Annotated in this window: 10 protein-coding genes; 6 read left to right on the forward strand and 4 right to left on the reverse strand. The window is 46.0% G+C overall.

Annotation, left to right across the window (positions count from 1 at the left end; translation table 11 throughout):
- Positions 1-806 (forward strand): phosphotransferase (locus tag HY877_09355; protein MBI5300477.1); only part of this gene is annotated, 806 nt, incomplete at its 5' end.
- The gene (locus tag HY877_09360) at positions 803-1,504 is read left to right on the forward strand and encodes an NDP-sugar synthase (GenBank protein MBI5300478.1); all 702 of its coding nucleotides are present in this window, start codon (positions 803-805) and stop codon (positions 1,502-1,504) included. The genes HY877_09355 and HY877_09360, both read left to right, overlap by 4 nt.
- 200 nt (positions 1,505-1,704) lie before the next feature.
- On the opposite strand, the gene HY877_09365 is transcribed toward HY877_09360, so the two are convergent.
- Positions 1,705-4,518, reverse strand: coding sequence for a hypothetical protein (locus HY877_09365; GenBank protein MBI5300479.1), 2,814 nt, complete (start codon positions 4,516-4,518; stop codon positions 1,705-1,707).
- A gap of 310 nt (positions 4,519-4,828) precedes the next feature.
- On the opposite strand from HY877_09365, the gene HY877_09370 reads away from it, so the two are divergent.
- Entirely contained in the window at positions 4,829-6,055 is a 1,227-nt protein-coding gene (locus HY877_09370; GenBank protein ID MBI5300480.1) for an ATP-binding protein, read from the forward strand.
- A 31-nt stretch (positions 6,056-6,086) separates the two neighbouring features.
- On the opposite strand, the gene HY877_09375 is transcribed toward HY877_09370, so the two are convergent.
- Genes HY877_09375 through HY877_09385 form a run of 3 tightly spaced genes read right to left on the reverse strand, consistent with a single transcriptional unit; the run spans position 6,087 to position 8,824 of the window.
- The gene (locus HY877_09375; GenBank protein ID MBI5300481.1) at positions 6,087-7,019 is read right to left on the reverse strand and encodes a hypothetical protein; all 933 of its coding nucleotides are present in this window, start codon (positions 7,017-7,019) and stop codon (positions 6,087-6,089) included.
- 39 nt (positions 7,020-7,058) lie between these two features.
- Positions 7,059-7,430 carry a four helix bundle protein gene (locus HY877_09380; GenBank protein MBI5300482.1) on the reverse strand — a complete coding sequence of 124 codons (372 nt, stop codon included), beginning with the start codon at positions 7,428-7,430 and terminating at the stop codon, positions 7,059-7,061.
- Between the two features lie 38 nt (positions 7,431-7,468).
- Positions 7,469-8,824 (reverse strand): hypothetical protein, encoded by a 1,356-nt coding sequence (locus HY877_09385; GenBank protein ID MBI5300483.1) that lies wholly within the window; start codon positions 8,822-8,824, stop codon positions 7,469-7,471.
- A 95-nt stretch (positions 8,825-8,919) separates the two neighbouring features.
- On the opposite strand from HY877_09385, the gene HY877_09390 reads away from it, so the two are divergent.
- The 3 genes from HY877_09390 to HY877_09400 are packed head-to-tail and all read left to right on the forward strand — an operon-like array spanning position 8,920 to position 12,705.
- A complete protein-coding gene (locus HY877_09390; protein ID MBI5300484.1) occupies positions 8,920-10,962 on the forward strand; it encodes a TonB-dependent receptor in 2,043 nt (680 codons plus the stop codon).
- Entirely contained in the window at positions 10,959-12,128 is a 1,170-nt protein-coding gene (locus HY877_09395; GenBank protein MBI5300485.1) for a hypothetical protein, read from the forward strand. The genes HY877_09390 and HY877_09395 overlap by 4 nt, the downstream gene beginning before the upstream one ends.
- 25 nt (positions 12,129-12,153) lie before the next feature.
- Positions 12,154-12,705, forward strand: coding sequence for a hypothetical protein (locus tag HY877_09400; protein MBI5300486.1), 552 nt, complete (start codon positions 12,154-12,156; stop codon positions 12,703-12,705).
- Positions 12,706-12,923: the final 218 nt, after the last annotated feature.

Here is a 12,923-nt window from a genome sequence, read left to right on the forward strand (position 1 = left end):
ACGTCCAGCGTTATTTGAAATCGATCGGACTTCCTGTACCGCAGATCAAACTCTTCAGCTTCGAGGATCGATGGCTAATTCTGGAAGATTTGGGAGATATCAAATTTTTTGATGTTGTTTTCGATGCGGGCAAAGAAAAAATTCTCGACGCTTACAAAAAAGCCATCGATCTGTTGGTGGTACTACAGAAAAAAACAACCGCGCATCCCGGCGATAAATGCATCGCTTTCCACCGCTCTTACGACGCCACACTCTTCAATTGGGAGTTTGATCATTTTGTTGAATATTATTTTCAGCGGTCAGCGGTCAGCGGTCAGCCATCAGCTAAAGACAAAAAAATATTTAAAGAAGAGACGCGAAAAATCACGGAGGAACTTTGTAAACTACCACAGGGTTTCACGCATCGCGATTATCAGAGCCGAAATTTGATGGCTTATAAAAATATATTTTACATTATCGATTTTCAGGATGCACTGTTGGGACCCAAAGTTTACGACTTGGTCTGTCTCCTCAGAGATTCCTACGTGGATGTAACTCCTTATTTAAAAACCCTCGTCGATTATTACTGCGAAAAATCCGAACAAGACCCGAAAAAAATCTGGAGGGCCTTTGATTTACAAACGGTTCAGCGAAAACTCAAAGACACAGGACGGTTTGTTTTTATCGACCGCGTCAAAAAGAATCCAAACTTTCTCCCCTTCATCCCCACCTCGATGAGTTATGTAAAACAGGCGCTGGAGAGATTGCCGGAGTATCGCGCGCTCCATGAATTGTTGAACAAGTTGGACAAGGGGGAAAAACGATGAAAATCAAAAAGGCCATGTTGTTTGCGGCGGGGTTGGGGGAGAGGATGCGACCGTTGACGAATGGTCATCCCAAACCTCTCCTTCCATTGGGAGACCGCCCTATTATTGATTACTCGCTTTTCTATCTGAAACGCTTTGGAGTGGAAGAGGTGATGATTAATATTTTCTATCACGGGGACAAAATTGAACAGCAGTGCGGGTCCGGCGAAAAATATGGGCTTAAACTCCACTATTCCCAAGAAACCGAATTGCTTGGTACCGGCGGCGGATTAAAAAAAGTGGAAAGTTTTTTTAAAGAAGAAGAGGCCTTTTTCACATTGAATAGCGACACTTTGATTATTTGCGATTTGCAAGACCTGTCCCTGTTTCATGAAGAACAAAAATCTGTGGCAACGCTGGTCGTCGCCCCATGGCAAGAGGGCTACACCCGTCTGCAAGTGACCAACAATCAGTTTTTGAACGTGGGAGCGGGAGATTATCTTTTCACGGGACTCACGGTTTTAACTCCGTCCATCTTCAACGAGCTGGAATTAAAACGCTCCAATCTGATTACCGATGGCGTGATGCACCTCATGCAAAAAACAAAAACCATCGCAGGATTTGTTCATGAAGGATATTGGCGGGACATCGGCACGAAAGAAAGTTACCAAAAAGCCCAAGAAGAATGGGCGGCCACGCATCACAACCGGTTGGGATAAATTGGAATCAATCGGTTTTTTTGTCAGTCCCGCCCCTGCCTCCGCAGGGGTAAACTCCGGCGGGAATCCAGAAAAGCTTATAAAAGACTGGATCCCTGCCTTCGCAGGGATGACAAACTTGCACACACAAAAACGGACATTTTGTTTTGCGGGGGCTGTGGCACTCAATTACTGAATCTTCACGATTCTGTTTTTCATCTTTACCAACACACACACAATACGATTTGGAGCGCATCACAGGGAGAAGCAACTATAGAGAGAAAACTCTCAGACGCGGTGTTACTGGGAGACCCATTCCACCCGCTAGCACCTGCTGATGCACTCGTCCACGCTGTACAGTTGTTCAGCTGTGTTAAACCTGTCGAGTTACATCCAGACCACCAATAACCTGAACTTGTGGTGACACCCGCATCCGCTAGCGACGAGTCGAAAGTAAACGGCCTTCCCGCACCATTAACCAAAACATTCCAACTTGAAGCTACGGTTATTCCAGTAGCAGATCTTACTGGCCTATTCGTCGGAACCGAATAACGGGTAGCCATATCGGTAATGCCATCACTGTAATCGGCACAAATAAAGGATCGGGTTGTATTACAATTACTATTGTTATTAAGACCCAAAGCTGTCCTTCGAGTTGCACACAGGGCATCCGCTCCCGCTCTGCCACCCAAATTGCCATTGGTGTTGCCCGTTGCAAACAAGTATATGGGGACCGCCGGCGCAACCGGCGTTGCATTCACGGCACTGGTAAGATCACCCACCACAGAAGAAACAACGGGCGCCAGTTTGAAATAATACTGCACCCCGTTTGTCAGCCCGGTGACGGTGGAAGTTGTCACGGCTCCTACCGTTGCCACTAAACTATAGGTTCCCCCCGAAGAAAGACTCTGATAAATTTTGTAGCCCGTCGCTCCACTAACCGCCGACCAACTCAAAACAACCTGTGCATTTCCCGCCGTTGCCAAAAGGCCGGCCGCACCGGCTAAAGGTGTGGCGCTCATTGCATCCGACAAGGCCGATTCCCCCATCGAGGTATAAGAAGAAATCTTGTAAAAATAAGGAGTCCCGTTGGTTAGTCCGGTATTGGTGTATGTTGTGTTGGTTGTGGTTACCAGCAGTGCATATGTTCCACTTAAAGAAGAACTCCGATAAATTTTGTAGCCGGTTGCACCCGATGTTGCAGTCCAATTAAGAATCACCTGTCCATTTCCTGCCGAGGATTGCTGAAACCCCGAGGCCGCTTGAATCCCACCATAATTTTCAAAACCGGAGCAAGTCCCGCTGGAGCAGGTGAGCGGTGGATAACACTCATAGGTAAAGTTACATGATCCACCGGGTCCGTGCATCTGCGTAAACATGCTTCCGCCTCCCGCAGTAACAAGGGTTGGATTCATACTGCACAGTCCGTCGCTACTACAGTAATTCGTTGCGCAGTTGACATTCGTTGTGCATTTGGAACCAAAACCGCAACTGGAAGTGCAAGCGGACATACATACTTTGATTGGCGTGCAGGTGGGCGCCGCACTGGGGCAATCTGCATCTACCGAACAACCTATGGCGTGCGCATCGGTAAAGCCGGTGGGATTTTGCACATAGGTGGTGAACTGATTGTTAAAAATTGTTTGCCCCGCCGTTCCCGTGTAGGCGTCTGGGTGCGCAACCCATTTGTCTATAAACGTACCTGGACTAGCCTTTAACGCATCCAACGCCGTGGTGGAGGTTGCCGATGCCAGTTGGTTGAAAAGCGCCTCTCCCTGCTGAGCACATGTTGTGGAATCGGTGCAGGTAAATTTGGAAGCCTGGCTGTCCATCATTGTTTTCATGGCTTCCCACTTCCCGTCATCAAAAGTGCCGGAGAATTTTCCTGCCATCCCCCCTATCAGTCTGGCCACTCCCGGTTGCTTCATCGCGTTAAAAGCTGTTGTATCTCCGTTGTTATAAGCCGTTGCGTTCTTCCCCATGTAATTCTGGAATACCGCAGGATGATCAACACCATTCTGTAACTCCGTGCCGGTCATTCCTCCGAAATATTTAAAAGAGGATTGCCAACCCGTGTCTCCGGCCGTGTCGTATTTGCTATATGTTGTGCTGTCTTCAAATGTCTTAACAATGGCCGGACCAAATTTCTGAAAATTCCCATGCGCTGTACTCCACGGAATGCCTGCCAAACTCGAATCATTGGCTCCCCACTGAGAAAGAATGTTCGGATCCTGAAACGCCGTGTTCATCTCACTGAAAGAAACGGGTGCGGCGGCCATCGCGGCACGAAATGCCTGACATACCGCTTTGGAAGAACTCGCCGCATCACTACTCCCTGCCGATGTGGAACTGTCTTCACACGCGTTCTTGAAAACTTTGAACAGGGCCTTCGGTTTTATTTCTCCAGAAACAAATTTGGCGGCGCACGCTGAAGGGTTATCCGGTGTACAATTGGGATCGCCCTGATAGTAAACCTGTTGCACAGACAGTGTGGAATCCGTATTGACAATCCCTGCGCTCGCTGTTTGTCCGGTTGCTTTCCCTGTTAAATCAACGAGACTTGTTATTTTTCTTGTTCCCACCGCGGCTTCAAGAAGTACCTGACTGGTGGAGTCAACCTGTGTGGGATCAACGATAACACCGGATATACTCCCGTCGCTGGCGATGACACCCGTATCCAAAACCGTGCCATCCAGTTTCTTGCAAGTCACTGTACCACTCGTGGCGGGAATTTCGCTGACAGCTTTATAGACGATAATCCGGTTCTCTGCATCGCCTCCCTTTGCAACGCTTTTGGAAACTCCTCTGCTGACACTTGATCCAACACTCACACTCGTTGAAGTGCTTTGCGGGACCACAACAGATCCCGTGATAGCCACCCCGGATGTACCGCTGGTTCCAGTTCCACCACCACTCGAGGAACTTGTGGGATTGCCTGCGGTTCCACATCCTATATAAGAAAGAGGAACACTCATTAATAATAAGAGCGAGCTAACAAAAAGTTTTCCCACCATCCCCACCTGTCGTGTATTCATAAAAACCCCCTTAAAACGGCATGCGTTGTAATCATGCCCACAGTAAGTGCAAGCCTTGTGCCAAAGTTTTTTCGCCATTTTTCCCAAAATGGGAGAAAAAGAAAAATCGGGGTTGAATGATTCTGAAGTGTTACCGTGTCACAGCAAACGTCAAATTCTACACTGGGTGAATTTTTTCCACCCACCCCGTCAAGATTTTGACGAAATTGGGAACTACAGAAAACAAATCAAACAAAGACTTTCAAACGGCCTCATGGTTAAAAGTCTTGACTTTCTACCAGACACATAGACAATAGTCACAATGAAAAGGATGCTGACAAATCAGATTCTTCGCGATCATTTTCCACTGAATAAAATTGTCTTTGTTGTTGGGCCAAGGCAGGTTGGCAAAACAACAATCGCCAAACAACTTCTTGAATCAAGAAAATCAGAATATCTTTATCGTAATTGGGATGATTTGGAGTGGAGACGCGCCATCAGTCGCAAACCCTATGGCTTTATTGATACATATAGACCCAAACAGTCAAACATCAAACCCCTCGTCGTCCTTGACGAAATTCACAAATTTCCACGATGGAAAAGATATGTTAAAGGTTTGTGGGACACGAGAAAAGATTCAATGGATCTTCTCGTAACGGGCAGTGGCCGCCTTGATGTGTATCAAAAAGGCGGGGATAGTCTTCTTGGACGTTATCATCAATACCGTTTGCATCCATTATCGGTAAGAGAAGTTGTCGATCAGTTACCCCCTGAAAAAAATTACAAACCCGAAGATACGCTTGAGATGTTCCTCGGTATAAGTTCCGGACCTAAGGCCAATGCGCTGAATGCTTTCAGAGATCTTTTGAAATGGGGCGGATTTCCAAATCCATTTTTGGGTAAAAGCGAACAACAACTTCGTTTATGGCACCGCGAACGAAGACATTTGATTGTCAGAGAAGATTTGAGGGACCTGTCCAAAATTCAACTCGTATCTCATGTGGAGGAAATGGTTGAATTAATAGTGCCAAGAGCGGGTAGCATTCTTTCCCTAAATTCTCTTCGTGAAGATTTGCAAGTGGCACTCGATTCCGTCCGATTATGGACATCCTATCTGGAGCGTCTCTATTTCATATATCTTGTTAGGCCTTACGCCGGAAAAGTGGCGCGTGCTCTCAAACGCGAACCCAAAGTTTATCTTTGGGATTGGTCTGAAATTCCGGATGAGGGCGCGCGATTTGAAAATATGGTGGCCAGCCATCTTTTGAAATGGTGCCATTTCTGCGAAGATTGGGGTTATCCAAAACTGTCTCTCCACTTCGTTCGAGATAAAGAAAAACGGGAAGTGGATTTTCTTGTTACCAAGGACAGAAAACCATGGCTATTGATCGAGGCAAAACTCTCCGAGAAAAATCCAAATAACGCCATTCATTATTTCGCCGAAAAACTGGGTGTCAAACACACGTTTCAAATTGTGGCTAATCTTGACAGGACGGGCCAAGCTGGCGATGTTCATGTGGTTGATGCGGCAAATTTTCTTGCGTCACTACCGGTGTGATTTGAAGCATCAATTTTTTGACGAAAAAAACCTACGCAACAACAATGATTTTGAGGGTGGAACCTAAGGAAATGCGGACTTCACTCACGGGAGAATAAAGTTCTCCATCCATCATATAACCTTGGGGTTCTTTTGTTTTGATGAGCACTTCGCTGGCCATCGTATCGAGAAAGTGTTCTGAGTTTACTTTTTTACCCATCAAAATTTTTGGGAATGTCAGAATAATCTGGCGCGGCGGCATGGAAAAACCGATCATCTGAAAACGTCCGGGTTCCCGGCACGTCCGATACAAAGCGCGAAAATTAAAACCAAGTGTTTCAATGGTGCCCGCAAAAATCGTAACATAATTTTTGAACGGCCACGGCACACCATCAATGAGCACATCGGCTTCGATGCGCTCTGAAAGTTCCGTCCCCCGTTTGGTATGAAACAGCGAATGGCAAATTTCTGTGAACAACATCGAAAGGGCGGTCCATTTTGTGGGCCCCACCACTTTGTTAAAATCCTTCAAAAACCGGTACAAGAGTCCATTGCCAAACAAAAATCCATACATCTCATTGACCTTGAGAACAGGACAATCAACCAGTTTGAACGGCGTGTCTTGATGATAACGGTAAATGAGCTGACTCAAAATGATTTCGGGAGTGCCGCGAATTCCCAAATAACCGACGATATTGTTCATCGTCCCACCACCCAAAAAAGCGATATTGGGAAGAGGAGTTTCTCCGTAAACTTTAATAAAGATGGTCAATGTTTTTTGGTAGGTTCCATCGCCACCGGAAATTCCCAGAATTTCGATTTTTCTTTCTTTGAATTCCCGCGCCAGAATTTCGACATCCGAAATATCTTTGGTTGCGTGGCAGGAACCCTTATCCCCGACAATAAATCCAAGCTTCTCCGCACGATTCGGATTTTTCCGGTTGGACCGGGAATAAGGATTTAAAATGACACCGATACCGGGCATACTAAATTCCTGTGTTTATGTGTTCATGTGTTAATGTGCTCATGTCTTATTCTTCAGATATTTGATAAATGCCTTCACAAAATTTGAACATTTTTTAGTTTGTTGGCCCAATTCATTAAAAATATTTAAATTAATGTATCCCACATCCAGCGCAACATATGCATGAGAACGGACTTCAGCACAGGAGCGAACAGCGATATTAAGAAACCGAATGAATTCCAGATCTGAATATGTTTCAAACCCCTCTGCTATATTTGCCATCACGGAAATTGCCGCACGTTGAATTTGATCCTTCAAACCAAAATCTTTTGAAAAAGGACCACTATTGGCAACTTGATATATCATCTTCACCAGAAGGCGTGCCTCTTTCCAACACTCCAAATCCTCAAATTGTTCGATCTTACCACCCATTTTTTCCCTCGACATGTGAACATGAACACATGAGCACATCAACACAGTCTTAACAATTCCGCCACCGGATTCCAATAATGAAATGATTTTTGAAAAACGCCTTCGCCACCAACAGCCTGCGTAGCCGGCGCCAAAGCCATCTCTTCCAATGCTTTCCACAAAGTGGCTTGATGCATCTGTCTCAGGGTTTTCCATGTTTGATCCAGAAGAAGATGCGCCTCTCTTCCAATGCGTCCGTGGGTGTTCACCACCAAAGCGTCACTCAACCCTTCCGTCTCCTTCAACCAAAGCGCGGTCTGAGCGGAAATTTCTGAAGAAGCCGATAACAAAACAACATCAAGATCGGCAACGCGGGCGGTGATCAAAGAAAAGGGATCGGGCTTGGACGGCAAAGAATACCACAACGGAGACTTGGAAAACATTTCCCGCAACACTTGGGCGAAGGAGAGAGAAGCAATCAATCTTTTTTCCTCTGCAGGATAAAAAGAGAGCATCACTTTTTCAAAAGAAACTCCCTGTCGTCTGGCCAACTGTTCATAAATCAAAAGATGAGCCAACAGTTGCGGGCCTTTGAGATCAACGGGGAGATTGAGAATTTGCATCGGGAAAGCGGAACACAAAGAGAGGGCAAAATTTTGATCAATCAGAGAACGTTTGGCATCAATCTCTCCTTTTAAAATGGGGACCAACGCATCCAGCACCACGGCGGGAAGCCCTGCCTCCATTGCCAAAAGCGTTTGTTCCGGAAGAGAAAGTCCCTCTGCGACAACAACGGTTTTTTTCGAAGCAAGTGATCCCCATGCAATCTTTAAAGACTCAACAGGAAATTCTTCCTTCAAAAAATCTTTTGATTGGAGTTTTCCAATTTGAAAAACAATTCCTTTTTCATGCCACTGCTCCGCAAACTGCGGAATTCTTTTCGGTTTGCTTTCCTGAAATTGAACGCCCAGCGCAGGGCGAACCGTTTCAAAACGAAGGAGCAAATCCGGTTTTTTGCGCAAGTCACTCCATTTTTGAAAACCTGCCTCCGCCAATTGTGTGGTTTTTTTTCGGATCTCATTGGGTGGAGCTTCCGGCAGATCACTCCATTTAATTTTTCCGCGCGCCAATTTTTCCGCGAGCATGTTCGGTTCTTCTTTGGAGGCGAAAAGTGCCCTTCCCCACCAGTTGGCAATCCCCATCCGAAGTTGGTCTTTGGTCAGTTTCCCCACCATCAAGGAGGCCAAAGATTGACCTCTGTATGTCCCATCAACCCCAAGCAAAATCAGCGTAGCCCGTTCCACCGCGGGGCTGGAATGGCGGTCGATATATTTTGCCGCATGGGAAACAATTTGTGAGGAGAGATCATAACAATATTCGATTTTGTCACGGTCGAGATTCAGTTGACGTGTCAAGTTTCTCCCCCTAAATAAGCCGAATGCTTCTATCGTATCTGAAACGGCGAAAGCAAGGGCTAAAGAAAAAGACTATAGACTATGGACAATGGACAATGGACCTTTTTATATTTTTTGTCCTCAGTCCATTGTCCATAGTCTATAGTCCTGCTTTCGCCCAAACTCATCCCGACATCGAAGTGCTTGTGACGGAAAAACCGGAAGCAAAACTTGACACCGCCGCACAGGCGGAAGTTTTGCGTCCAAAAGATATTGCAGGAGTCACGTTGACCGTTTCTGATATTTTGGAAAAAGCGACCGGTGTGCAATTAAAACAATACGGGGGTATGGATGATTTCTCCACGGTCTCCATTCGCGGTTCCACCACGGATCAGGTTTTGATTTATCTCGACGGTATTCTTCTCAATACAGCACAGGGGGGAATGATTGATCTCTCTTTTATTCCCGTGGATCAGGTTGAGCGCATTGAAGTCTATCGCGGAGGATCTCCGGGAAGACTTGCCGATTCAACACCGGGAGGCGCGATTCTCATTTACACAAAAGGGAAACCCGAAAAAACGGAAAATATCATCCGCAACCAGTTTGGTTCTTTCACAACTTACCGTGGACACATTGCAAGAAGTCAAGCCCTCGGCGATTTTTATTACAATGCCTCTTATGACCGTTTTCAAAGCGAGGGAGATTTTTCCTATCTCGACAACAACGGAACCCGCACAAACCCAACTGACGACCGAATTCTGACACGTCAAAACAACGCATTTGCGGCCAACAATTTTACCGCTATTTTTGGGAGAGAGAGAAAACTACCCAGCGAGCAGAGCGAGCGTGAGGGGGAGGCTCCAATGGCTTTGCCATTGGATAGGGCTTTGCTTGCCCCTATAAAAGAAACGCTGAACTGGAAAGTTTTTGAGAACTTTTTTCAAAAGGGCGAAGGCATTCCGGGACTCGGTTCTTTCACCTCCACCAACGCCCATCTCGACACACTCCGCAATTTTGCCCATCTAAAAATTGACGAAGAAAAATGGGAGGGACATTTTTTCTTCGATTTTTTAAACAGTCGATTCCAAGATCCACTGGGAGAAATTGGATTGGGAGTTCAGGATAACGACAATTTTACTTTTCGCGGTGGACCCGAATTTCACATCAATCTTCTTTTTCCAAACCAGATCTTAAGCGGTTTTGTCGCTTACCGCCCCGAATTTTTTCTTCCCACGAATAAAAACACTGCGCCAGAGGATGGTCCTCTGAGTCAACGTCACATGATTGGAATAGGAATCGAAGATGAATTTCATTTTTTGGACGACAAAATCATTTTGGATCCCTCACTCCGATTTCAGACCTTTATCAACCGTTTAAGCGGACAGGATCCTTCTCTCCCGACAACCACTCCCAATAACGATGTGACCAATTACGAACTCTCCGCGAAAGTTGGAGTCAAAATTTCGCCGTGGCCTTTTTTAAGTTTCAAAGGAAATTTTTACAGAGGTTTCCGCCAACCCACTTTCAACGAACTCTTTGGAGACCGCGGAACTTTCGTCGGCAACCCCGGTCTTCAACCCGAAAAAGGTTTGAACTTTGATTTCGGTATTGCCGGACATTTCAGAGATGTGGGACTTTTGGACGATCTTTTTGTTGAGATGGTTTATTTTCGGGAAAACATCAACGATCTGATTCAATTTCTACAAACTTCGCAATTCACCGCCAAGGCGCAAAACCTCAATGAGGCGCAGATTTTGGGCGGAGAGTTTAGTTTGTCGGTGAGGGCGTTTAAAAATTTCCGATGGACAGGTCATTATGTTTATCAAAGTGCCAAGGATATTGGCGACGGCTCCTCCACGCGCGGAAAATTTCTTCCGGGCAGGCCCAAAAACCAAGTTTATATGAACGCGGAATACCAATACCGTTTTTTGCGTCCCTTCTTTGAAATGCAAATTATCAGCGACAATTTCCTTGATTCACAAAATCTCCTCAAAGTTTCGCACCGGCAACTCCTCTCAACCGGCATTCACATCACCCCCACAAAATGGTCCGAAGTCTCTTTCAGCACAAAAAACTTGCTCAACGAAAGAATCGTGGATACTGTCGGCTTCCCACTCCCCGGCCGCTCATATTGGGGAGAGCTGGTACTGAAATTATGAAAAATGGATTGTCATTTTGCATTTTGATTTTTAATTTTTGGTTTTTGACCAGCTGTGGCGTTGGTTCCATTGTTGAAAATATCAAAGACGCGGCCACAAAAATAAAGGATGAAACAACTCTTAATTTGGCGCCGGAGGACAATCTCTTCGTTATTGCCGCTTCGTTCACGGATCCGGTCGGAAGTATTGCCACGGTGGGAATTAATAATCCGCACACCGCAAAAAATGCCCGCGCCATTACTGATTCCAGTGATGCAATGATCCGGAGTTTTGGTGGGAAAATCTATGTTGTCAATCGCGGCACCACGAGCTCCATTCAGGTGATCGATCCTGAATCTTTTTTGATCCTCGGAGATTATTCGGTGGGAGTGGGAAGCAATCCCCAAGATATTGTTGTAACCGACGGAAAAGCCTACATCACGCGTCTTAATTCGGAAAAAGATAAAACCAACACCGATGACCTCTGGATTGTCGACCCACTAAATGGCGTTAAAATAAAAACGATCGACCTCAAACCCTACACCACCGATGACGGTGACCGCCTTGCCAGAGCAAATTTGATGATCCTTGTGGGAGACAAACTTTATATTCTTCTTCAGGATCTCTCCACAAATTTTTCTGCGACGACAAATGGAAAATTGGTTGTCCTCTCCACCCAAACCGACACTGTTTTGCAATCCATCCCGCTTGCTGGCCGCGACCCCACAGACATCCAATACAATAGTAGTCTGGGAAAACTATTCATCGCCGATTCCGGTTTTTTTGATTCCAACTTTAATAACGATACCAGCACCTCTTATGGAGGAATTGAAACGGTCGACACCACCACCAACACAAGTACTGGCATTGTCATCGATGACGCAAATTTCGGCGGTTATGTTTCAATGATTCGCCAAGTCTCAAACACCTTGGCACTGGCCACTGTGAACGCATCAACCATCGCCACGTTTAATCCCCAAACTTTGGCCGTTGGAAACAAAAAACTTTACACAAGTCCGGGCGCTTTTCTCTCCGATCTTCTAATTGATCGAAACGGACTTCTTTGGATTCCCGAAAGAGATTCCAAAAACGCAGGAATGATACTGCTGGATCCGCAGACGGGATCCACCATTGCAGGGCCTTTTGCGGTGGGCGCACTTCCTGCATCTCTAACATTGATTAAATAATTAAAAGTTGTTAGGAGACTTCACTATGAACACATCTAAAAAAGAAAATTTTCTCGCAAATTTGTTGATCCTTGTTTCCGTTTTCGGGCGACTCATCCCGCACCCGGCCAATGTCACCCCAATGGGGGGCGTTTCGCTGGTGGGGGGCGCCAAACTTTCCCGATTCTGGAAATGGTCCATCCCTTTTATCGCTCTTGTGATGAGCGATTTTTTATTGGGTGTTTTTAGACAAATCACACCGTGGAGTTATGTCACTCCTTTTATTTATCTCAGTTTCGCCATCAACATTTTTCTTGGAAGCCGAATCGGCACAGAACATCGTTATCGCAACCTGACCCTCTTTAGCATTTTGGGGAGCGCACAATTTTTCATCCTCAGTAATTTTGGCGTCTGGATGGAGGGATTTCTTTATCCCAAAACGCTTTCCGGTTTGATGGAATGCTACACGTTGGCGATTCCATTCTTAAGAAATTCCCTTTTGGGGGACCTTTGCTGGTCTTTGGCTCTCTTCACCGTGCTTTCAAGAGTGCAATCATGGGTCCATACAAAAGAAAAAATTCAAACCGTCTCTCTCTAGGCAGAATTCTCTGTTTCTCTTTTTTCGTGCATGCCCTGCTTTGTGGACTTCTCTTTTGCGATTTCAAAAATAACACGGGCCCGTTTGGAAATGGGAAACCGGGATCTATCGCCGTATCGCTTGTAAGCGATGGCACGAAGGGGAAAAACACCCTCACTATTCCCTCTCCCCTTGCGGGAGAGGGTCAGGGAGAGGGGAGCAATAGTGGAGGCGGTGGC

This window comes from Deltaproteobacteria bacterium (assembly GCA_016213065.1).
Lineage (GTDB): Bacteria > UBA10199 > UBA10199 > SPLOWO2-01-44-7 > SPLOWO2-01-44-7 > JACRBV01.

Excerpts from the sequence above, each read along its gene's own strand:
- HY877_09360 (MBI5300478.1), top strand. The coding sequence starts at position 803 with ATGAAAATCAAAAAGGCCATGTTGTTTGCGGCGGGGTTGGGGGAGAGG.
- HY877_09365 (MBI5300479.1), bottom strand. The coding sequence starts at position 4,518 with ATGAATACACGACAGGTGGGGATGGTGGGAAAACTTTTTGTTAGCTCG.
- HY877_09370 (MBI5300480.1), top strand. The coding sequence starts at position 4,829 with ATGCTGACAAATCAGATTCTTCGCGATCATTTTCCACTGAATAAAATT.
- HY877_09375 (MBI5300481.1), bottom strand. The coding sequence starts at position 7,019 with ATGCCCGGTATCGGTGTCATTTTAAATCCTTATTCCCGGTCCAACCGG.
- HY877_09380 (MBI5300482.1), bottom strand. The coding sequence starts at position 7,430 with ATGGGTGGTAAGATCGAACAATTTGAGGATTTGGAGTGTTGGAAAGAG.
- HY877_09390 (MBI5300484.1), top strand. The coding sequence starts at position 8,920 with ATGGACCTTTTTATATTTTTTGTCCTCAGTCCATTGTCCATAGTCTAT.
- HY877_09395 (MBI5300485.1), top strand. The coding sequence starts at position 10,959 with ATGAAAAATGGATTGTCATTTTGCATTTTGATTTTTAATTTTTGGTTT.
- HY877_09400 (MBI5300486.1), top strand. The coding sequence starts at position 12,154 with ATGAACACATCTAAAAAAGAAAATTTTCTCGCAAATTTGTTGATCCTT.